The sequence below is a fragment of the Pseudarthrobacter sp. CC12 genome (assembly GCF_039907755.1).
Classification (GTDB): domain Bacteria; phylum Actinomycetota; class Actinomycetes; order Actinomycetales; family Micrococcaceae; genus Arthrobacter; species Arthrobacter niigatensis.
This window is the reverse complement of record NZ_JARDJH010000041.1, coordinates 20,894-41,804: the sequence shown is the minus strand read 5'-3', so window position 1 is coordinate 41,804 and position 20,911 is coordinate 20,894. Positions and strand designations below refer to the sequence as shown.

General features: G+C 66.1%; 16 protein-coding genes. 7 read left to right on the top strand and 9 right to left on the bottom strand.

Features of this window, described 5'->3' with window-relative positions; genetic code table 11:
* The first annotated feature begins 97 nt into the window (after window positions 1-97).
* The 3 genes from PV772_RS20030 (at window position 98) to hrpA (ending at window position 5,587) form a co-directional block, all read left to right on the top strand.
* On the top strand, window positions 98-1,150 hold the full coding sequence (locus PV772_RS20030) for a M4 family metallopeptidase (RefSeq protein ID WP_347887333.1): 1,053 nt from the start codon (window positions 98-100) through the stop codon (window positions 1,148-1,150).
* A 61-nt stretch (window positions 1,151-1,211) separates the two neighbouring features.
* Complete coding sequence (locus tag PV772_RS20025; RefSeq protein ID WP_347887332.1) at window positions 1,212-1,544, top strand: protealysin inhibitor emfourin; 333 nt, start codon at window positions 1,212-1,214, stop codon at window positions 1,542-1,544.
* 62 nt (window positions 1,545-1,606) lie between these two features.
* The gene (gene hrpA / locus PV772_RS20020) at window positions 1,607-5,587 is read left to right on the top strand and encodes an ATP-dependent RNA helicase HrpA (protein ID WP_347887331.1); all 3,981 of its coding nucleotides are present in this window, start codon (window positions 1,607-1,609) and stop codon (window positions 5,585-5,587) included.
* 69 nt (window positions 5,588-5,656) lie between these two features.
* Here hrpA and PV772_RS20015 read toward each other — a convergent pair whose 3' ends face one another.
* Genes PV772_RS20015 through PV772_RS20005 form a run of 3 tightly spaced genes read right to left on the bottom strand, consistent with a single transcriptional unit; the run spans window position 5,657 to window position 8,120 of the window.
* Complete coding sequence (locus PV772_RS20015; RefSeq protein WP_141160035.1) at window positions 5,657-6,085, bottom strand: HIT family protein; 429 nt, start codon at window positions 6,083-6,085, stop codon at window positions 5,657-5,659.
* A complete protein-coding gene (locus PV772_RS20010) occupies window positions 6,082-7,230 on the bottom strand; it encodes an NAD(P)-dependent alcohol dehydrogenase (RefSeq protein WP_347887330.1) in 1,149 nt (382 codons plus the stop codon). The genes PV772_RS20015 and PV772_RS20010 overlap by 4 nt, the downstream gene beginning before the upstream one ends.
* Window positions 7,227-8,120, bottom strand: coding sequence for a sulfurtransferase (locus PV772_RS20005; RefSeq protein WP_347887329.1), 894 nt, complete (start codon window positions 8,118-8,120; stop codon window positions 7,227-7,229). The genes PV772_RS20010 and PV772_RS20005 overlap by 4 nt, the downstream gene beginning before the upstream one ends.
* Before the next feature lie 93 nt (window positions 8,121-8,213).
* On the opposite strand from PV772_RS20005, the gene PV772_RS20000 reads away from it, so the two are divergent.
* Window positions 8,214-9,317, top strand: a complete 1,104-nt coding sequence (locus PV772_RS20000; RefSeq protein WP_347887328.1) for a PLP-dependent cysteine synthase family protein — start codon at window positions 8,214-8,216, stop codon at window positions 9,315-9,317.
* Here PV772_RS20000 and PV772_RS19995 read toward each other — a convergent pair.
* On the bottom strand, window positions 9,314-9,970 hold the full coding sequence (locus PV772_RS19995; protein WP_141160032.1) for an MBL fold metallo-hydrolase: 657 nt from the start codon (window positions 9,968-9,970) through the stop codon (window positions 9,314-9,316). The genes PV772_RS20000 and PV772_RS19995 overlap by 4 nt on opposite strands.
* A gap of 90 nt (window positions 9,971-10,060) precedes the next feature.
* Between PV772_RS19995 and PV772_RS19990 the strand changes: the two genes are divergently transcribed.
* On the top strand, window positions 10,061-10,522 hold the full coding sequence (locus PV772_RS19990) for a Fur family transcriptional regulator (protein WP_141161536.1): 462 nt from the start codon (window positions 10,061-10,063) through the stop codon (window positions 10,520-10,522).
* On the opposite strand, the gene PV772_RS19985 is transcribed toward PV772_RS19990, so the two are convergent.
* From PV772_RS19985 to PV772_RS19965, 5 genes are all read right to left on the bottom strand, one after another.
* Window positions 10,500-11,384 carry a metal ABC transporter permease gene (locus PV772_RS19985; RefSeq protein WP_347887327.1) on the bottom strand — a complete coding sequence of 295 codons (885 nt, stop codon included), beginning with the start codon at window positions 11,382-11,384 and terminating at the stop codon, window positions 10,500-10,502. The genes PV772_RS19990 and PV772_RS19985 overlap by 23 nt on opposite strands.
* Window positions 11,384-12,202 (bottom strand): metal ABC transporter ATP-binding protein, encoded by an 819-nt coding sequence (locus tag PV772_RS19980; RefSeq protein WP_141160030.1) that lies wholly within the window; start codon window positions 12,200-12,202, stop codon window positions 11,384-11,386. The genes PV772_RS19985 and PV772_RS19980 overlap by 1 nt, the downstream gene beginning before the upstream one ends.
* The gene (locus PV772_RS19975) at window positions 12,199-13,185 is read right to left on the bottom strand and encodes a zinc ABC transporter substrate-binding protein (RefSeq protein ID WP_347887326.1); all 987 of its coding nucleotides are present in this window, start codon (window positions 13,183-13,185) and stop codon (window positions 12,199-12,201) included. The genes PV772_RS19980 and PV772_RS19975 overlap by 4 nt, the downstream gene beginning before the upstream one ends.
* Before the next feature lie 138 nt (window positions 13,186-13,323).
* The gene (locus PV772_RS19970; RefSeq protein WP_141160028.1) at window positions 13,324-14,394 is read right to left on the bottom strand and encodes a hemolysin family protein; all 1,071 of its coding nucleotides are present in this window, start codon (window positions 14,392-14,394) and stop codon (window positions 13,324-13,326) included.
* Window positions 14,391-15,725, bottom strand: coding sequence for a hemolysin family protein (locus tag PV772_RS19965; protein WP_347887325.1), 1,335 nt, complete (start codon window positions 15,723-15,725; stop codon window positions 14,391-14,393). Before PV772_RS19965 ends, PV772_RS19970 begins: the two co-directional genes overlap by 4 nt.
* A 558-nt stretch (window positions 15,726-16,283) precedes the next feature.
* Between PV772_RS19965 and PV772_RS19960 the strand changes: the two genes are divergently transcribed.
* Together PV772_RS19960 and PV772_RS19955 are read left to right on the top strand one after the other, a co-directional pair.
* Window positions 16,284-20,099, top strand: coding sequence for a multifunctional oxoglutarate decarboxylase/oxoglutarate dehydrogenase thiamine pyrophosphate-binding subunit/dihydrolipoyllysine-residue succinyltransferase subunit (locus PV772_RS19960; RefSeq protein WP_347887324.1), 3,816 nt, complete (start codon window positions 16,284-16,286; stop codon window positions 20,097-20,099).
* A gap of 154 nt (window positions 20,100-20,253) precedes the next feature.
* Complete coding sequence (locus PV772_RS19955; RefSeq protein ID WP_141160025.1) at window positions 20,254-20,853, top strand: GDSL-type esterase/lipase family protein; 600 nt, start codon at window positions 20,254-20,256, stop codon at window positions 20,851-20,853.
* Window positions 20,854-20,911 lie beyond the last annotated feature (58 nt).

Here is a 20,911-nt window from a genome sequence, read left to right as displayed (position 1 = left end):
CAAGCCCCACTCCACCCGGAGGTCTTCTTCATGTCACCAAACCACGCCGGGCGTCACTAACGTCTGTGGTCAATACACCTAGATGAGGGGGTACGCCATGCACGTTCCGTTCTGTTCAATCGTTCCGCCGTACATGTTGCGGCGGCTTGCGCAGCAGGATGCGCCGGAGTTCTCTTCCGCGGCCAGCGCCGCCAGGAAAGCACTGGTCCACGTCGAATCGTTCCAGGCGGCCCGTTCACAGGCTGTTCCGGCCCTTCCGCCCGGACTGCGGCAGGACAAGGCGGGGCCGGTCAAGCGGGCCATCTACGATGCCGGCGGCGAGGAAACCCTCCCAGGCAATCCTGTCCGCAAGGAAGGCGGAGCCGCCACGGGAGATGCCGCAACTGACGAAGCCTATGACGGGCTCGGATCCACTCACCGGCTCTATGCCGACGCCTTCGGGCGGGATTCGGTGGACGGCCGCGGACTGAAGCTGCACGCCACGGTGCACTTTGGCAAGCTGTACGACAATGCCTTCTGGAACGGCAGCCAGATGGTCTTTGGCGACGGCGACGGAGATGTCTTTGAACGGTTCACCAAGTCCCTGAGCGTCATAGGGCACGAACTGGCCCACGGCGTCACCCAGTACTCGGCCGGGCTTGCCTACCGGAACCAGGCCGGCGCCCTGAACGAATCCATGTCCGACGTCTTTGGCGCGCTCGTTGAGCAGCACGTGGAGAACCAAACGGCAGCGCAGGCCAGCTGGCTGATCGGGGAAGGGCTCTTCACGCCGAAGGTCCAGGGACAGGCGCTGCGGTCCATGAAAGCGCCGGGGACCGCATACGACGACGACGTCCTGGGCAAGGACCCGCAGCCTGACTCCATGGACTCCTACGTCCGGACCAGCGCAGACAACGGCGGCGTCCACATCAATTTAGGCATCCCCAACCGTGCCTTCTACCTGGTGGCGGACGCGCTGGGCGGCTACGCGTGGGAGGCCCCGGGCCGCATCTGGTACGAGACCCTGACCAACGGTTCCCTGCCACCGTCGGCAACCTTCAGCGTCTTCGCCCGTGCCACGGTGCGTGCCGCCACGGACCTGTTCGGTTCCGGGTCAACGGAGCATGACGCCGTAGGGGCGGCGTGGGAAACTGTAAAGGTCAAACTTTAACCGTTGCCCCGGCGCCCCCTCCATCGGCTCCGGGTCCGGATGGAAGCCCAGGGGCCAGGCCATGAAGATCAAGGTGGAACGCACGGGCGGAATCGCGGCGATCACGCGGGTATGGACGGTGGACGCCCGGACAGACAGCGACCTCAGCCAGTGGCAGCCCCTCGTCGAGGCTTGCCCGTGGGATGCGGTTCCCAGCACCCCACGGGCAGCAGCGGCGGCCTTCGCGCCGCCCCAGCCGGACCGCTTCATCTACTCCATCACCGCAGGGCAGCGCAGGGCTGCCCTCCCCGAACAAGCCCTCACCGGACCCTGGCGCATCCTTGTTGACACCGCGCGGGCCGCCGCGGAGGAAGCCGGCGAACCGCTTCCCGGTGCTGGCAGCGGCCCTGCCTGAGGGCGGCCGGCGGCCCGGAGCCGAAGGAGGCGGTTCCCCACGGCAGTAGACTGTCTGCAGCCATGACTTTTCATATCTCCTATCCCGCTGAGCTGCCGGTTTCCGAGCGCCGCGAGGACCTGATGGCCGCCATCGCCGCCAACCAGGTGACCATCATTGCCGGCGAAACCGGCTCCGGAAAGACCACCCAGATCCCCAAGATGTGCCTGGAGCTGGGGCTGGGCGAGCATGGCCTTATTGGCCACACCCAGCCGCGCCGGCTGGCAGCGCGGACGGTAGCGGAGCGCATCGCGGAGGAGCTCGGCGTCGAGATCGGCCAGGAAGTAGGCTTCCAGGTCCGTTTCACGGGCGAGGTCAGCAAGGCGACCAAGGTCAAACTCATGACCGACGGCATCCTGCTCGCCGAGATCCAGCGGGACAAGCTGCTGCGGAAGTACAGCACCATCATCATTGACGAGGCCCACGAACGCAGCCTCAACATCGACTTCATCCTGGGCTACCTCAAGCGGGTCCTCCCCCAGCGGCCCGACCTGAAGGTCATCATCACCTCGGCCACCATTGATCCCGAACGGTTCGCCCAACACTTCGGCACCCCGGAAGACCCGGCCCCCATTGTTGAGGTGTCCGGCCGGACCTACCCGGTGGAAATCCGCTACCGCCCCCTCTCGCAGCCGAAAGAGGATGAAGAAGACGCCTCGGACGATGAACTTGAAGAGGACCGGGATCCGCTGGACGCCGTCTGCGATGCCGTGGACGAGCTTGCCGCCGAAGCCCCGGGTGACATCCTGGTGTTCTTCTCGGGTGAGCGCGAAATCCGGGACGCCGCAGAAGCATTGCAGGCCCGCATCCAGTCCAACCGCAGGCTGGCAAACACCGAGATCCTTCCGCTCTTTGCGCGCTTGAGCCTGCAGGAGCAGCACAAGGTGTTCCATCCCGGCAGCAAGCGCCGGATCGTGCTGGCCACCAACGTGGCGGAGACGTCCCTGACGGTTCCCGGCATCAAGTACGTCATCGATACCGGCACCGCCCGCATTTCCCGGTATTCGCACCGCACCAAGGTCCAGCGCCTGCCCATCGAGCGCGTCTCGCAGGCATCGGCCAACCAGCGTTCGGGCCGCTGCGGCCGTGTTTCCGACGGCATCGCCATCCGCCTCTACTCCGAGGAAGACTTCGAATCACGGCCCCGGTTCACCGACCCTGAGATCCTGCGGACCAACCTCGCAGCCGTCATCCTCCAGATGACGGCCATGGGCGTGGCCAGGGGTCCCAAGGACGTCGAGGACTTTCCCTTCGTCGAACCGCCGGAAACCCGCGCCATCAACGACGGCGTCACCCTCCTTCGCGAGCTTGGCGCCCTGGCACCCCCTCGAGCCCACGGCACCGGCACCAAGCCTGAAGCAGCCGCCGGCCGGGGCGGAACCACGGGCGGCGGCCTGACCGCCGTCGGGCAGAAACTTGCCCAGCTCCCCGTGGATCCCCGCCTGGGCCGCATGATCGTGGAAGCGGGAAAGAGGGGCTGTGTCCGCGAAGTCATGGTGCTGGCGGCCGCGCTCACCATCCAGGACCCGCGCGAACGGCCAACCGACAAGCAACAACTGGCTGCGGAAAAGCACAACCGCTTCCGGGACGAAAACTCGGACTTCACCGGCTACCTCAATCTTTGGAACTACCTGCAGGAGAAGCAGCAGGAGCTGTCGTCATCGGCTTTCCGCAGGCTGTGCCGGACCGAGTTCATCAACTACCTGCGCGTGCGGGAATGGCAGGACCTCTTCACCCAGCTGCGGCAGCTGGCCCGTCCGCTGGGGATCACGCTGGACAACAAGCGCCTGGCGGATCCCGTGGGCAACCACGACGGCATCCATATCAGCCTGCTCTCCGGACTCCTGAGCCACATCGGCATCCTGGACGAGCGCAAGCGCGAATATGCCGGCGCCCGCGGCAGCCGCTTCGCGATCTTCCCCGGATCGGCGCTGTTCAGGAAGTCCCCCACGTTTGTCATGGCGGCCGAGCTGGTGGAGACCAGCCGGCTTTGGGCCAGGGTGGCCGCCAAATTCGATCCGGTATGGGCCGAACAGGTAGCCCCGGACCTGGTGAAGCGCAGCTACAGCGAACCACACTGGTCCACCAAACAGGGCGCAGTCATGGCCTATGAAAAGGTCACCCTCTATGGCGTTCCGATCATCGCCCAGCGGCGAATCAATTACGGCCGGGTGGATCCGGTGGTTGCCCGTGAATTGTTCATCAGGCACGCCCTGGTGGAAGGTGACTGGCGCACCCACCACAAGTTTTTCCACCGCAACCGGGCGCTCCTGCACGAGGTGGAGGAACTTGAGGCCCGCATGCGCCGGCGGGACCTGCTGGTGGATGATGAGACGCTGTTCGAGTTCTACGACGCCAGGATCGGCCCCGATGTTGTCTCCGAACGGCACTTCGACAAGTGGTGGAAGGACGCCCGGCGGGAGGACCCGGACCTCCTGTATTACGACAAGTCGCTGCTGCTCAGTGACGACGCCGAGGACCTGGACGAGTCCGCCTACCCCAAGACGTGGCTGCACAAGGGCTTCGAGCTTCCACTGACATACGAATTCCACCCGGTGGCACCTGGGTCCGCGCCCGACCCTTCCGACGGCGTGACGGCCGAGGTGCCCGTCCTATTCCTGAACCAGCTCGACGACGCCCCCTTCCGCTGGCTCATCCCGGGCCAGCGGGTGGAGCTGGTAACCGCCCTGATCAAGTCGCTGCCCAAGCAGGTCCGCAAGAACTTCGTCCCGGCGCCCGATGTTGCCCGGCAGGCCGTTGCCGTGCTCGAGTCCGATTTCGATCCCGCCACGGACGAACTGGAACCTTCGCTGGAACTGGCGTTACGGCGGATCCGCGGAGCGGTCATCCCACCCGGCTCATGGAACTGGGACGCCGTTCCCCCGCACCTGCGCGTCAGTTTCAAGGTGGTGGACAGCAAGGGCAAGGTCTTGGGCGAAGGCATGGACCTCGTCGGCCTCCAGGAGCAGCTGGCGCCCGCCACCCGCCGTGCCATCGCCGAGTCTCTTGGTGCCACCCCCGCCTCCACCGTGCGGGGCGGCGGCAGCACTGCGCAGCGCCGCAACGGCAAGGCGTCCGACGCCGGGTCACCGGCCGGTCAGCAGGGCACCGGAGTGCCGGGCAGCGCGGGTTTCGTCGAGCAGGACGGCCTGACCGAATGGACCGTCGGCACCATTGAGCGCCAGGTGAGCAGCATGGTCAAGGGCCACACGGTCACCGGATATCCGGCGCTGGTGGACCAGGGAACGTCGGTGTCCCTTCGCGTGTTCCAGACGGCCGGGGAACAGCTCGACGCCATGCGCGGCGGTGTGATCAGGTTGCTGGCCCTGCGCGTTCCGGCACCGGACCGCTATGTCCTGGAGCACCTGAGCAATACCGAGAAACTCACTTTCAGCCAGAACCCGCACGGCTCGGTGGCAGCCCTGATCGCCGACTGCGCACTGGCGGCCATCGACAAGCTCACCCCTGCTGAACTCCCCTGGGACCGCAAAACCTTCGATGCGTTGTATGAGGTGGTGCGCGCGGAACTGATCGACACGGTCTTCTCCGTCACCGCCGTCGTCGAGCGTATCCTGGCCAGCACACGGCGGATCGAAAAGCAGCTTAAGGGCACCACGAGCCTCGCCCTGATCAGCGCGCTCAACGACATCAGGAGCCAGCTGGAGCAGCTCGTCTATCCAGGTTTTGTGGCACGCACGGGCTACGCCCAGCTCAGCCAGCTGCCACGGTATCTTGCAGCGATCGAGAAGCGGCTGGAGCGCCTGCCCGGGAACGTCCAGCGCGATGCCCTGAACATGGCGGTGGTGCAGCGGCTCGAGGACGACTATGACGATGCCGTGTCCGCGTTGCTGCCCGGACGACGTGCCGGGCAGGAGTTAACCCAGGTGCGCTGGATGCTTGAGGAGCTCCGGGTCAGCCTCTTCGCCGTCGAGCTGGGAACTGCCTACTCCGTGTCCGAGAAGCGGATCCGGACCGTGCTCAACAAGGCCTTGGCCCCAGCCTGAGCGGCCCCCCGTGTGCCCTGCCCTGGGTGCCCGGCCTGCAAGGGCCGGGCACCGCGCAGCAAGCCGCCGTCAGGCCGCCGGAACGGATTCGCCGTAACCGGCCGCCCGGAGCCCTTCGCGCAGCTTCTCGGCGTTGGCGTCCAGCACGGCGGGATCCGGGTTCTGGTCCGCTGAGCCGAAGTCGAAGTCGGCCATGCTCTGCGACGGCCATACGTGTACATGCAGGTGGTTGACTTCGTAGCCCGCCACGATCAGACCGGCACGCCTGGCGCCGAAGGTATCCACCTGGACCGCACCGATCCGCCGCGCCACTTCCATGACCCGGGCCAGGGTCTCCGGCGACGCGTCGGTCCAGCGGTCCACTTCTTCGGTGGGGACCACCAGGGTGTGGCCGTCGGCAAGCGGGCCGGTGGTGAGGAACGCCGCAACGTCGTCCTCGCGCCAGACGAACCGGCCGGGAATTTCGCCCTTCAGGATCTTCGTGAACAGCGTGCTCATGCGTCTGCCTCCTCGGCTGCTGCCTGCAGCGTGCTGGTGTCCAGCACGAACCGGTACTTGACGTCCCCAGCGACCATCCGGTCGTAGGCTTCATTCAGCTGGCCGGCGGCCACCACCTCGATGTCGGCAACCACGCGGTGCTCCGCGCAGAAGTCGAGCATTTCCTGGGTTTCGGCGATCCCGCCAATCAGTGATCCCGCGTAGGCGATGCGGCGCCGGATCAGTGCACCCGGATTGACCGGCGGCATGGCGTCGGAGGGCAGCCCCAGCTGGAAGAGTGCTCCGTCCACGCGCAAGGTGCGGAAGAAGGGGTTCAGGTCGTGAGGTGCCGCGACGGTGTCGATAATGAGATCGATGGTGCGGTTCGCGGCGGCCATGGCTGCCTCGTCCCGGGACAGGACAACATCGTCCGCCCCAAGTTCCAGGGCGGCCGCAACCTTCGATTCGGAGGTGGTGAACACCACCACTTTTGCCCCCATGGCCTTTGCCAGCTTGACGGCCATGTGGCCGAGCCCACCCAGCCCCACGACGCCCACGACGTCGCCTTCTTCGACGTCGAAATGCCGCAGCGGCGAGAAAGTGGTGACACCGGCGCACAGCAGCGGCGCGACGGCGGCAGGGTCCAGCGAGTCCGGGACACGGAGGACGTAGCGGCGGTCCACGACGATGGACGACGAATAGCCGCCCTGGGTGATGGCGTCGCCGTTGCGCCGGTCCTTTGCGCCGTAGGTGCCGGTCATGCCGTTTTCGCAGTACTGCTCAAGGCCGTCCAGGCAGCTCTCACATTCCCGGCAGGAGTCCACCATGCACCCAACGCCGACGCGGTCGCCCACGGCGAAGTCGGTGACGTTCGAACCGGTCCTGCTGACCGTTCCCACGATTTCGTGGCCGGGGACCAACGGGTAAGTCTGGCCGCCCCACTCTCCACGGGTGGCGTGGACGTCCGAATGGCAGAGCCCGCAGAACTCGATGGCGATCTCCACGTCGTCCGGCTTGGGGGCGCGCCGGGCGACTGTCAGCGGCACCAACCCGCTGTCGCCGGACACGGCGCCGTAGGCGGCAGCGCGAATGCCGACTTCGGAGCCTGCGGGTGCGGGTGGGATGGGATTGGCTAGGGGCGGTGGTACCGGACGTCCTGGTGTCATAGTGCGACGCTACCCCCGGCTCCACCGGAGTTTCCACCCGGGCCCGGGCCGGTTCCCGGTTCCGGGCCCGTGGCCACCGGCAGCTCCGGGCGGTTTGACCACTCCGAGAAGGAGCCCGGGTAGAGGGCAGCGGAGAACCCGGCCAGTTCCAGCGCGGCCACCTCGTGCGCGGCCGTGACGCCGGAGCCGCAGTAGACAGCTGCCGGCCGGCTGTCCTGGACCCCCAGCGATTCGAACCTCCTCCGCAGCTCCGCCGCCGGCAGGAACCGCCCGGAACCATCCACGTTCGCAGCGGTCGGAGCGCTGACGGCTCCGGGGATGTGGCCGGCACGGGGGTCGACGGGTTCCACCTCGCCCCGGTACCGCTCCCCCGCCCTTGCGTCGAGCAACAGGCCGCCCTGCGGCCAGGTGGCGGCAGCACCGCCGTCGATTACGGGCATCTGCCCGCTGCCCAACTCCACGTCGCCGGGAACAGGATGGACCGGTCCCGCCTCAAGCGGCAAGCCTGCGGCACGCCAGGCGCCCAGGCCGCCGTCGAGCAGGTACACCTCCGCCAGCCCGGCGTCGCGCAGCATCCACCACACCCTTGCCGCCGCCATGTTGGCGCTGTCATCGTAGGCAACCACGACGTCACCATTCCGCAGGCCCCACCGGCGGGCCGACTCCTGGAAGCGCGCGCGGGACGGCAGCGGGTGGCGCCCCCGGTCCGGAACGGCCGGATCCGCAAGCTCCGTGGCCAGGTCAACGAACACGGCGCCCGGCAGGTGCCCGGCAAGATAGTGGTCGTGGCCATGCGGGTCGCCCAGCGCCCAGCGCACATCCAGCAGCACCGTCCGGCGCCCGGCGGCGAGCCTGGCTTCAAGGCCGGGGACGTCAATCAGCGGATTCATGGAGCTCCTTCTGCAGGATCCGGGCCGCCTGCCGGCGCAGGCAACGGTCCAACTCTAGACGGGCAAATCCGGCTGCGCGGGTAGGCTGGTGCGGTGAAGATCGAGGGCAGCACCGGCACGGGCAGCGGCGGAACGGACCGGGACTGGGCGGACCGGGCCATCCGCACCATCATGGCGGAGAACAACCGTTCCGCGGACACCCATCTCTACTCGGTGGCGCTGCCGGAACATTGGGGCATCCAGCTGTACCTCAAGGACGAGTCCACGCACCGGTCAGGCAGCCTCAAGCACCGGCTGGCCAGGTCGCTGTTCCTGTTCGGCCTGGTCAACGGCTGGATCAGGGCGGACACCACCATCGTGGAAGCCTCCAGCGGAAGCACCGCCGTTTCGGAGGCGTACTTCGCCCAGCTGCTGGGCCTCCCGTTCATCGCCGTCATGGCGCGCACCACCAGCCCGGAGAAGATCGCCCTGATCGAACAGTTCGGCGGCTCGTATTTGCTGGTGGAAAACGCCTCTGACGTGTACTCGGTGGCCGAAGACGTGGCAGCCACCTGCAACGGGCATTACATGGACCAGTTCACCTACGCCGAGCGGGCGACCGACTGGCGCGGCAACAACAATATCGCCGAATCGATTTTCGGCCAGCTGGACCTGGAGCCGCACCCGGTGCCTGAATGGATCGTGGTAGGCGCCGGCACCGGTGGAACGAGCGCCACAATCGGCAGGTACCTGCGCTACCACAGCCATCCCACCAGGCTGCTGGTGGTCGACCCGGAAAACTCCGCTTTCTACCCCGGCTGGCTGGGGGAATCAGCCGGAAAGCCCACTGGCCTGCCGTCCCGGATCGAAGGCATCGGCCGGGCGCGGATGGAGCCAAGTTTCATTCCCACCGTCATCGACAGGATGGTCCAGGTGCCGGACGCGGCGTCGGTGGCCGCGATGCGGCACCTGCGGTCCTATGCCGGACTGCACGCCGGGCCGTCTACCGGCACCAACCTCTGGGGTGTGTGGCAGACAATTTCCGGCATGCTCTCGGAGGGCCGCCGGGGAAGCATCGTGTCGTTGATGTGCGACGGCGGCGAACGCTACGCGGGCAACTACTGGAACCAGGACTGGCTGGCTTCCCAGGGGCTGGATCCGGCGCCGCATGAAGCAGTAATCAGCCGCTTCCTGGACACCGGGGACTGGACCGGCTAGACCTCCACGGACTCGCCTGGTGCAAGGTGCCGGTACTCCGTGCCGTACTTGGCCCCGATCCGCTTGACATGCCCCTCAACGATGCCCAAACCGGTGTCGTTGAGCAGCCCGTCATGGATCTGGAACGCCCGCGGCGCACGCACGCCGATCACAAAGTCCACTACCTCGGCGGCCTTGCTCCAGGGCGCGTGCAGCGGCACCAGGAGTGTCTGGACCTGGATTCCGTCCGGGATGACGAAGGAATCCCCTGGGTGGTAGAGATTCTGGTCCACCAGGAAACCGATATTGGCCACCATGGGAATTTGCGGGTGGATCAGGGCATGCTGGCCGCCGAAGCTGCGGATCTCGAAGCCCGCCGCCTGGAAGGACTGGCCGGGTTCCACGGTGTAAATGCGGTCCGCGGCGCCTGGAGCATCCTCGCGCAGTTGCTGTGCCACGCCCGCGGGAGCGTGGAGCTCGAGGTCCGGGTTGCCGTGCAGGGCTTCCACCACGGCCTTGGTGTCCAGATGGTCGGCGTGTTCGTGGGTTACCAGGACAGCCTGCGCTCCGGGCAGCGCCTCTGCGGTTTCGGAAAAGGTGCCTGGATCGAGGACCAGGACCCCGCCCTCCTTCTCGAGCCGGACACAGGCGTGGGTGTATTTGGTCAGCTTCATGGACGCCAGCCTAGGGTTCGTACCGGAACGCTGTCCATGAAGTTCAGGCTGGTAATCTTGATGTTTGCCCCCAAGGAAGCGAGTTCGTCCATGCCGATCGGCGTCAAGGCTGATTCCGCCGCCCCGTCCCCGGCGGGAGGCGGCAAGGAACAGCGGGTTACCAAGCAGCGCAAAGCCGTCAGTGCTGCCCTGGACCGCCTGGATGACTTTGTCAGCACGCAGGAGCTCTACCGGATCCTGCAGAACCAGGGCGTGTCGGTTTCACTCGCTACTGCGTACCGGATCCTGCAGTCCCTCGCTGATGAGGGCCTCGTTGACGTGCTGCGCAACGGCGACGGCGAGGCCGTGTACCGTCGCTGTGCGGTGACCGCACACCACCACCACCTGCTCTGCAGGAACTGTGGAAAAGCTGTTGAAGTCGAAGCCCCGGCCGTAGAGACCTGGGCTGTTCGCACAGCTGCCGAGCACGGATTCACCGAAGTGGACCACACCGTGGAAATTTTCGGGCTGTGCCCGGACTGCACCGTCCTTAAGGCTGCCGGGAAGCTGTAAGCACACGCCCGTTGAGGCCACGGGTCTCGCGCACGGACCCGATGGCACGGCACACCACATAAATCAGGAACGACAACGTGGTGACATAGGGGCTGATGGGAATCCGGCCGCCCAGGGCCAGCAGGATTCCACCCACCGTGGCGGACACTGCGAAGACCACGCTGAGGACCACCGCCACCGCCGGCGAGGAGGTGACCCGGAGCGCGGCGGCCGCGGGGGTGATGAGCAGGGCGAGCACCAGCAGGGCGCCAACCACCTGGATGGACAGGGCCACACTGACGCCCAGGATGATCATGAACACGATCGCCAGGCTGCGGACGGGCACTCCACGGGCCTCGGCGAGTTCGGGATCCACGCTGGCGAAGTTCAGCGGGCGCCAGATGGCCACCAGCACGAGCATGACGACGACGGCCGTCACGGCGAGTGCCTGCAGCTGGACGGTGTCCACGGAGACGATTTGGCCGGTCAGCAGGCCGAACTTGTTCGCGGCACGGCCCTGGTACAGGGACAGGAACAGGATTCCCAGGCCCAGCCCGAACGGCATGATGACCCCGATGATCGAGTTCTTGTCCCGTGCACGGACCCCCATCAGCCCCAGCAGGAGCGCCGCCGCCACCGACCCCACCAGCGAGCCAAAGACCACGTCCGCCCCGACCAGCAGGGCGAAGGCGGCTCCGGCGAAGGAGAGCTCGGAAATGCCGTGGACGGCGAAGGCAAGATCACGCTTCATGACGAAAGTGCCTACCAGTCCACCAAGGAGCCCCAGGATGGCCCCCGCCCAGATGGAGTTCTGGACCAGGACCAGCAGTTCGCCGTAGTTGTCGAAATTGAAGATGGCCCCCAGGATGCTGTCCGCGTCCATTACGCCACCTCCCCTGCCATCGTGTCCGCCTCCGCGTGGTGGTGATGGGTGGTGGCGTCGGGGAGGCCGACCACCACGATCCGGCCATTGGCGCGGATCACCTCCACATGGCTGCCGTAGAGATCCGACAGGACTTCGGTGGTCATGACCTCGTCTGGCGCCCCGACGCGGAACCGTCCCCCGGCCAAGTAGAGGACCCGGTCCACATATTCGATGATCGGATTGATTTCGTGGGTAACGAAAACGACGGCGCTGTTGTGTTCCCGGCTTTGCTTGCTGATCAGGGCGCTGACTGCCTGCTGGTGGTGCAGGTCAAGGGACAACAGCGGCTCGTCGCAAAGCAGGACCTGGGGATCGGTGGCCAGGGCCTGCGCCACTCGAAGCCGCTGCTGCTCGCCGCCGGAAAGCTGCCCAACCGGGACGTTGGCGTAGTCGGAGGCTCCCACAAGCTCAAGGAGCTGGTCCACCTGGCGGCTGGTCCTGGCCGACGAGAGCCGGATACCCCAGCGGTGGCCGTCCACTCCGAGTGCCACCAGGTCCCGGGCCCGCATGGGCGTGTCAGGTGCAAAGGATTTCTGCTGGGGAATGTAGCCGATCAGGCTGCTGCCGCGCTCCACGGGGTGCCCGCCCAGGGCCGCTTCGCCCGAGTGCAGCTTCTGCAGGCCCAGCAGGACCTTGAGGAAGCTGGTCTTGCCGCTGCCGTTGGGGCCGAGCACCGCGAAGAACTCACCTGGCCTGATGTCGAGGTCGAGGTCCTCCCAGAGCGTGCGCTGGCCGAACTTGAGGCACGCCCCTTTGAGGCTGACGACGGATTTCACCTGTTTGTCTCCAGAACCTTGCCGATGTTGTTCACATTGTCCGTCATCCACTGCAGGTAGGTCTTGCCTTCAGGCAGTGTCTCCGTGAAGTCCACGACGGGAACTCCGGCGTTCTCGGCTGCTTTCTTCAGCGCTTCAGTCTGGGGACCTTCCGTCTGGGCGTTGTAGGCGAGCAGGCGGACTCCTTTGGATCCCACCAGGTCCGTGGCTTCCTTCAGAACGGCGGGAGGAACGTCGGTGCCCTCCTCAATGGCCGCCGTGTACTGTCCGGGCGTCGCGTTGTCCAGCCCCGCGTCCGCCAGCATGTACAGCGGTACCGGCTCGGTGACTGCCACCGTGCCCCCGCCACGGGAGGCCTTCATGGCATCGAGCCGGCCGTGCAGGGCAGACAGAGAGGACTTGAAGGAGTCCGCGTTTGCGGTGAAGGTTGCGGCAGAGCCGGGATCCAGGGCTGCCAGCTTTCCGGCGATGCCGTCTGCGAGCCGCTCCATCGCAGGAAGGCTGTACCAGACGTGCTCGTTGAGGTCACCGTGGTCGTGGCCATCGTGCGAGCCGGCCGCGTCCGTGCCGGCCGGTTGCGGTGACGGGGCAGCGTCGCCGGGATGGGCAAGGCCGGAAACGTCGACGGCGGTCAGCACCGAGGCGCTGTCAAGCTTGCTGCCCTCCACCAGGGTGTGGATGAAGTCGTCGTATCCCCCGCCGTTCTCAATGACAAGCCTGGCTTTGGACACCGCCAGCCGGTCCTGGGCGGTTGCCTCGTAGGAGTGCGGATCCTGGCCTGCATTGTTAATGATGGCGGTCACCTTCACCTTGTCCCCGCCGATAGTCCGGGCGATGTCACCGTAGACGTTGGTGGACGCCACCACGGCGATCCCCTGGGCCGGGTCGACGGTTTGCGAGGGCTGGGGACTGCAAGCACTGAGCAGGAGGCCAACACCCGCGAGGGCGGCAAGGAAAGAGCTGGCAGCGGCTGGACGGCGCACGGAAAACCTCAGTTCACGCAGGATGGGGGGACAACACTGCCAGCCTATACCTAAATGCGAATGATTCCTATTTAGGTTCGGTTGCCCGGGACCGCGAGGGGGCACCCCTTGCCGGATGGCAGGGGGCACCCCCGGGCCTCAGTTGCCGTTCGGCTGTCCCAGGCGGCGGATGCCGGTGGCCTGCGTTGCATCGCGGATTTCGCCGACCAGTTGCTCGATCACGTCCTCCAGGAACAGGACCCCGCGCGTGGTGCCGTCCGGCCCAATCACGCGCGCAAGGTGGGAACCCGTGCGCTGCATGACGGACATGGCCTTCTCGATCTCGTCGCCCAGCGCCAGGTTTGCCAGTGACCGGACCCGGCTTTCCGCGATGGGCAGCTCGTAGGCGGACTCCGGGATGGACAGCACGTCCTTGACATGGAGGTAGCCGTACAGCATGTCCTCATCATCCAGCATGGGGAACCGGGAGAAACCCGTACGGCTCACGGCCTTCTCGAACTCCACGGGCGTGGTGGAGGCGCCCAGCATGACCAGGTTCCCGATCGGGACCATGATGTCCTCCGCGGTGTGCTCCGAGAACTCGAGCGCTCCGGTAATGAGCCCGGCGTCGTCGTCCACGAGCCCGTGGCGGGTGGATTCCTGGACGATCGACTGGACCTCCTCCAGGGTGAACGAGGACGTGACTTCGTCCTTGGGTTCGATCCGCATCAGTTTGAGGATGTGGTTGGCTGACCAGTTCAGGACCGAGATCACGGGATGCACCAGCCGTGAGACGAACAGCAGCGGCGGCGCGAGGAAGAGTGCTGCCTTGTCCGCCACGGACACCGAGATGTTCTTGGGAACCATCTCGCCAAAGGTGACGTGCAGGAAAGTCACCAGCATCAGGGCCACGGCGAAGGCTGCAACATCAGCCGCTTCCGCCGGCAGGCCCACCGTTTCGATGGGGACGGCCAGCAGGTGGTGGATGGCCGGCTCGGCCACCAGCAGGATCAGCAGCGAACAGACCGTGATGCCCAGCTGTGCACAGGCCAGCATCAGGGACACATTTTCCATGGCGCGCAGGGTGGTCTGGGCGCGCTTCGAGCCGGTATCGGCCAGGGGTTCGATCTGGCTGCGGCGCGCGGACATGATGGCGAACTCGGCCGCCACGAAGAAGGCGTTGCCCAGCAGGAGGACGCCCAGCCACAGTATTCCCGCCCAGTCACTCATGGCTTGCTCCCGTTGTCGGCATCCTGCGCAGCGGGTTCGCCGGCGGGATGGAAACAAATGCGGTCGATCCTGCGGCCGTCCATCCTGGTCACGCTGAGTGTGCCGCCGTTCACCGGGACAGTGTCGCCTACGGCCCCGATCCTGCCGAGTTTGCTCATGACGTAGCCGCCCACGGTTTCATAGGCAGCTTCGTCGGGAACGCTGAGGCCTGGAATCTGTTCGGACAATTCGTCGGGACGGAGAAGCCCCGGGAAGTACCAGTCGCCGGAGGCGCTTTGCAGGAGACCCGGGCGGACTTTGTCGTGTTCGTCCGCCACTTCGCCGACAATTTCCTCCACCAGGTCCTCCAGGGTGGCGATGCCGGCGGTTCCCCCGTACTCGTCCAGCACGACGGCAAGCTGCAGGTTTCCCTCCCGGAGCTCGGCCAGCAGCGCGTCCAGATGGATCGTTTCGGGCACACGGAGCACCTCTGTCATGATGGCGCCCGCTTCAAGGTTTTGCCGGCGGTCCCATGGAACGGCAACCGCCTTCTTGACGTGCACCAGGCCGCGGATGTCGTCGGCCGACTCACCGATGACGGGGAACCGCGAGTAGCCGGTCCTGCGCGCAGCATCCACGATGTCGGAGACGGGCTGGTCGGCGTCGATCGTCTCCAGCCGGATCCGGGGCGTCATGACGTCCGCAGCCGTCCGGGTGGAGAAGTTCAGCGTGCGGGCAATGAAGTTCGCCGTCCCGGCATCGAGCGTTCCCATGGCAGCGGACCTGCGGACCAGCGAGGCCAGCTCTGCCGGCGTCCGTGCCCCGGAAATCTCCTCTTTGGCTTCCAGGCCGAACACGTTCAGCACCTTGTTCGAGAATCCGTTGAGCACCAGGATCGCCGGCTTGAAGATGGTGGTGAAAACAAGCTGGGGGCCGGCCAGGGCACGGCCCACGGGAAACGCGAGGGCGATGGCCATGTTTTTCGGTACCAGCTCGCCCAGGAGCATGGACAGCAGGGTTGCCAGCACCATCGCCAGGATCAGGGACACGGATTCCACCGCGACGTCGGGAAGTCCGACGGCGACCAGCGGCCCACGGAGGAGCCGGCCAACCGAGGGTTCCATGACGTAGCCGGTGAGCAAAGTGGTCAGCGTGATGCCAAGCTGGCAGCTGGACAGCTGGGTTGACAGGGACTTGAGGCAGGTGAGCAAAGGCACCGCGCCCGTATCGCCGTCGTCAATGGCGCGCTGGACGGTGGCCTGGTCCAGGGCGATGAGGGAGAACTCGACGGCCACGAAGAATCCCGTACCGGCGATCAGCAGCAGGCCTGCTGCAAGAAGGAGCCACTCCATTCAGCATCCCGCCTGGGGCGGGGAGGTCGCCGGAAACGCGGCCGGCGACGGGGTGGAAAAGAGGGTGGAAAAACTGTTTCGTCCCGGCGGAGGATGATCGGCAGATACCGACGCTTGCTCCGTGCGGGTTGCGGCAAGCTGGGCCGTGGGCTGGTGATGGGCGCGTTGTCGGGGTTTGCCGGCTCTGGGGGCGGACTGCGCGGCGCTGCTCTTCAAGCTCCGCTGACAGCGCCCAGGCCGGCACCTAGATTTACTGTCCATAAGAATTTCAGTCTACAGGAGCAGCCCCCCGGCCGGACGCCCGGGAACGGGCCGGAGGCGCGCATTCCGCCCGCCTCGGAAACCCCTCTGCCGGCGGTCCTGCGCACCCCGCCGGCCGCCATATTTGGGCCCCGGTTCGTCACTTCATGACTTGAGTCACCCTTATTGGCAGTTAACACGGAATGCTCACTAGACTTGCAAAGGTCCGGGTTCAGCGGACAGAGACTGGTTCGAACGTAGTGCTGAAGCACCGGGGGGCCAAAGAGAAATCAAACTCATGGAAGAGGCGTATTTCAAGTGCCAGAGCAGCCAAGCCACCGTCTACCAGAGGAATTTGGCGGAAACGAGTGGCTCGTTGACGAACTGTACGAGCAGTACCAGCAGGACAAGAACGCCGTGGACGCCAAGTGGTGGCCGCTGTTTGAATCCTTCGACTCGGGCAACGGTTCTTCTTCCAATGGAAATTCCTCGCATGCCGCCAACCCTCCCACCCGGGAACTCCCCGTCGTAAAGCAGGCTCCCGCCGCACCGGCATCGTCGCCGGCCGCGGCACCCGCTGCGCCGGCCGCCGCCGCTGCCCCGGCGCCTGCCGCACCGGCAGCAGCCCCCGCCCCCGTCAAGAAGGCCCCCGCCACGGAAGCGCGCGACGGCGGCAAGAAGACCGAGGCCGGCACCGGCTCGCAGCCCATTCCGGCGCAGCTGCCCAAGAACGTCAAGGCGCCCACCGCGCCCGAGGAAGACGTCGTCTCCGTCCTTCGTGGACCGGCAAAGGCGATCGCCACCAACATGGTCACCAGCCTGCAGGTGCCCACCGCCACCAGCGTCCGCGCCATCCCCGCCAAGCTGCTCATCGACAACCGTGTGGTCATCAACTCCAACCTGGCCCGTGCCCGCGGCGGCAAGGTTTCCTTCACGCACCTGATCGGCTACGCCGTCATCCGCGCCCTGTCCCAGTTCCCCTCCATGAACGTGTACTACGACGAGGTGGACGGCAAGCCCGTCGCGGTCCAGCCCGCCCACGTCAACTTCGGCATCGCCATCGACATGCCCAAGCCCGACGGAACCCGGCTGCTGATGGTCCCGAACATCAAGAAGGCCGAGACCCTCAACTTCGCCGAGTTCTGGCACACCTACGAGGACCTGATCAAGCGGGCACGCAACGGCAAGCTCACCGCCGAGGACCACCAGGGCACCACGGTGTCCCTGACCAACCCGGGCGGCATCGGCACCGTCCACTCGGTACCGCGCCTTTCCAAGGGCCAGGCTGCGATTATCGGCGTCGGCGCCCTCGACTACCCCGCAGAATTCCAGGGCGCCAGCGAAAAGATCATCGCCCAGAACGCCATCAGCAAGGTCCTGACGCTCACGTCGACCTACGACCACCGCGTCATCCAGGGTGCCGGCAGCGGCGAGTTCCTCAAGCTGGTCCACCAGCTGTTGCTGGGCGCGCAGAACTTCTACGACGAGATCTTCGAAGCCCTCCGGATTCCCTACGAGCCCGTCCGCTGGAGCCCCGACCTGCAGGTGGATCCCGCCGACGAGATCAACAAGGTGGCCCGGATCCAGCAGCTGATCCACTCGTTCCGCGTGCGCGGCCACCTCATGGCGGACACCGATCCGCTGGAGTACGTCCAGCGCAAGCACCCGGACCTCGACGTCCTCACCTACGGTCTTACCCTCTGGGACCTGGACCGCGAATGGCCCACCGGCGGGTTCGGCGGCAAGCCGATGCTGAAGTTCCGCGACATCCTTGGTGTCCTGCGTGATGCCTACTGCCGCACCACTGGCATCGAGTACATGCACATCCAGGAGCCTGCCGAGCGCAAGTGGTTCCAGGACCAGCTGGAGCACGCCTACTCCAAGCCCAGCCGCGAGGAACAGCTGCGGATCGTCTCCAAGCTGAACGCAGCGGAGGCCTTTGAGACCTTCCTGCAGACCAAGTTCGTGGGCCAGAAGCGCTTCTCCCTCGAAGGCGGCGAGTCCCTGATTCCGCTGCTCGACGCCATCCTGTCCGACGCAGCCGACGACGGCCTGGACGAGGTCGCGATCGGCATGGCCCACCGCGGCCGCCTCAACGTCCTGACGAACATCGCCGGCAAGACCTACGCCCAGGTGTTCCGCGAATTCGAGGGCACCCAGGATCCGCGCTCCGTGCAGGGCTCGGGCGACGTCAAGTACCACCTGGGCACCGAAGGCACCTTCACCTCGGACAACGGCAAGGAAACCAAGGTCTACCTCGCCGCCAACCCGTCACACCTTGAAGCAGTGGACTCCGTCCTCGAAGGCATTGTCCGCGCCAAGCAGGACCGGCTGGACCAGGGCGAATCGTTCCCCGTCCTGCCCATCATGGTCCACGGCGACGCCGCCTTCGCCGGCCAGGGAGTTGTGGCTGAAACCCTCAACCTGTCCCAGCTCCGCGGCTACCGCACGGGTGGAACCATCCACATCGTGGTCAACAACCAGGTGGGCTTCACCACCGCCCCGTCGTCGTCGCGGTCCTCCACGTACTCCACGGACGTGGCCAAGATGATCCAGGCGCCGGTGTTCCACGTGAACGGCGATGACCCCGAGGCTGTTGTCCGCATCGGACAGCTGGCCTACGAATTCCGGCAGCGCTTCCACAAGGACGTTGTCATCGACATGGTGTGCTACCGCCGCCGCGGCCACAACGAGGGCGACGACCCCTCGATGACCCAGCCGCTGATGTACAACCTGATCGAAGCCAAGCGCTCCGTCCGCAAGCTGTACACCGAGTCCCTCATCGGCCGCGGCGACATCACCGAGGAAGAAGCCGAGCAGCTGCTCCGCGACTACCAGGAACGGCTGGAGCGTGTCTTTGCCGAGACGCACGCTGCGCAGACGTCTCCCATCCCGATTGTCACCGCAGACTCCGCCGCTGTGTCCGATATCGAACGGCCCAAGGCCCAGCAGTCCGATTCCAGCGTCAGCGCTCCGGCCTCGACGGCCATCAGCGCCGAGACCCTGGCCCGGATCGGCAAGGCACACGTCGAGATTCCCGACGGCTTCACGGTCCACCCGAAGCTGAAGCAGCTGCTGGATAAGCGCGAACAGATGTCCCGCGAAGGCGGCATCGACTGGGGCTTCGGCGAGATCGCGGCCTTTGGTTCGCTGATCATGGAAGGCGTCCCCGTGCGCCTCGCCGGCCAGGACTCACGGCGCGGCACCTTCGTGCAGCGCCACGCCGTCTTCCACGACCGCGCCAACGGCAAGGAATGGCTGCCCCTGGGCAACCTTTCGGACGACCAGGCCAAGCTGTGGATCTACGACTCGCTGCTGTCCGAATACGCCGCCATGGGCTTCGAATACGGCTACTCCGTGGAACGCCCCGACGCCCTGGTCCTCTGGGAGGCCCAGTTCGGTGACTTCGTCAACGGCGCCCAGACCATCATTGACGAATTCATTTCGTCCGCCGAACAGAAGTGGGGACAGCGTTCCTCGCTGGTCCTGATGCTCCCCCATGGCTATGAAGGCCAGGGCCCGGACCACTCCTCGGCAAGGATCGAGCGGTTCCTGCAGCTGTGTGCCGAGGACAACATGATCGTGGCCAACCCGACCACGGCGGCCTCGCACTTCCACCTGCTGCGCCGCCAGGCGTACAGCCGTCCGCGCAAGCCGCTGATCATCTTCACGCCCAAGCAGCTCCTCCGCCTGAAGGCAGCCGCTTCCTCCGTGGAGGACTTCACCACCGGCACGTTCCGGCCCGTCATCGGTGACCATGAGCAGCTGCCGGCCACCGCCGTCGAACGCGTGCTCCTGGTCTCCGGCCGCCTGTACTACGATCTGCTGTCCACCCGGCAGAAGACCGGTGACAAGACCACTGCGATCGTCCGCGTGGAGCAGCTTTACCCGCTGCCGCAGGCCGAGATCGAAGCGGAGCTTGCCAAGTACCCCAACGCCGAGGTGGTGTGGGCCCAGGATGAGCCGGCCAACCAGGGACCCTGGCCGTTCATGGGGCTGCACCTGCCCGAAGCCCTCGACCGGCGCGTGCGCCTGGTGTCGCGGCCGGCCTCGGCCTCCACGGCAGCCGGTTCCATGAAGCGGCACGCCGCAGAGCAGGATGTCCTGCTGAAGCAGGCATTTGCCCGGAAGTAGGCAGTAAGGCTGCCCGGCCGGAGTCGAAATACCAGACTCCGGCCGGGCAGTTCTGTTTAATGGACTGACAGCGCCTCCCCGAGCCTCCGCAAGGCGGCGGCAACGATGGCAGCGGCCGTATCGAAGTAACCCGTACCGAAGTAAAGAGGAACGCGTGGAAGACAGGAAGCTGCGGATCGCAGCTGTAGGAGACGAACTGCTGGCCGGACTGGGCGATCCCCGGGCCCTTGGCTGGCTGGGCCGCGTCCTGGCCCGCACTCCCCAGGACGGCATGCTCCTGGAAAGCTACGCCCTCCCCTGCCCGCAGGAAGGTACTGAAGGTTTGGCCGCACGGTGGCTGGACGAGGCCGGGAGGCGCTTCAGCCCGCAGGCGGAGAACCGGCTGGTGATCGGCCTCTCGGGGCGCGACATCGAGTTCGGCCTCTCCACCGCGAGGAGCCGCCTGAACCTGGCCAACATCCTGGACTCGGCTTCCCAGAACCGTATCGAGGTGTTCGTTGTGGGTCCTCCCCCAACGCTCGACCCCGCGCAGAACCGGCGGCTGGATGAACTGAACACGGCCTTCGCGGATGTGACCACGCGCCGCAAGCACCTCTACGTCGACACCTTCTCCCCGCTGCTTAACCACGAACAGTGGCGCCAGGACCTGGCGGCAAACGGAGGCACGCCCGGCCAGGCCGGGTATGGGCTCATGGCCTGGCTGGTGCTGCACCGCGGCTGGTTCCAGTGGCTGGGGATGGACGCCCCCCAGTAGCCTTTCAGGACCTGTTTTTGACCCTTCCGCCCGGCGGCGTTACGTTGGAGGATCAACG

What these genes read in the sequence shown, in the direction of transcription:
- PV772_RS19990 (WP_141161536.1), top strand. Translation starts at nt 10,061, where the DNA reads ATGCCGATCGGCGTCAAGGCTGATTCCGCCGCCCCGTCCCCGGCGGGA.
- hrpA (WP_347887331.1), top strand. Translation starts at nt 1,607, where the DNA reads ATGACTTTTCATATCTCCTATCCCGCTGAGCTGCCGGTTTCCGAGCGC.
- PV772_RS19970 (WP_141160028.1), bottom strand. Translation starts at nt 14,394, where the DNA reads ATGAGTGACTGGGCGGGAATACTGTGGCTGGGCGTCCTCCTGCTGGGC.
- PV772_RS20010 (WP_347887330.1), bottom strand. Translation starts at nt 7,230, where the DNA reads ATGACACCAGGACGTCCGGTACCACCGCCCCTAGCCAATCCCATCCCA.
- PV772_RS19985 (WP_347887327.1), bottom strand. Translation starts at nt 11,384, where the DNA reads ATGGACGCGGACAGCATCCTGGGGGCCATCTTCAATTTCGACAACTAC.
- PV772_RS19995 (WP_141160032.1), bottom strand. Translation starts at nt 9,970, where the DNA reads ATGAAGCTGACCAAATACACCCACGCCTGTGTCCGGCTCGAGAAGGAG.
- PV772_RS20025 (WP_347887332.1), top strand. Translation starts at nt 1,212, where the DNA reads ATGAAGATCAAGGTGGAACGCACGGGCGGAATCGCGGCGATCACGCGG.
- PV772_RS20015 (WP_141160035.1), bottom strand. Translation starts at nt 6,085, where the DNA reads ATGAGCACGCTGTTCACGAAGATCCTGAAGGGCGAAATTCCCGGCCGG.
- PV772_RS19965 (WP_347887325.1), bottom strand. Translation starts at nt 15,725, where the DNA reads ATGGAGTGGCTCCTTCTTGCAGCAGGCCTGCTGCTGATCGCCGGTACG.
- PV772_RS20005 (WP_347887329.1), bottom strand. Translation starts at nt 8,120, where the DNA reads ATGAATCCGCTGATTGACGTCCCCGGCCTTGAAGCCAGGCTCGCCGCC.
- PV772_RS20030 (WP_347887333.1), top strand. Translation starts at nt 98, where the DNA reads ATGCACGTTCCGTTCTGTTCAATCGTTCCGCCGTACATGTTGCGGCGG.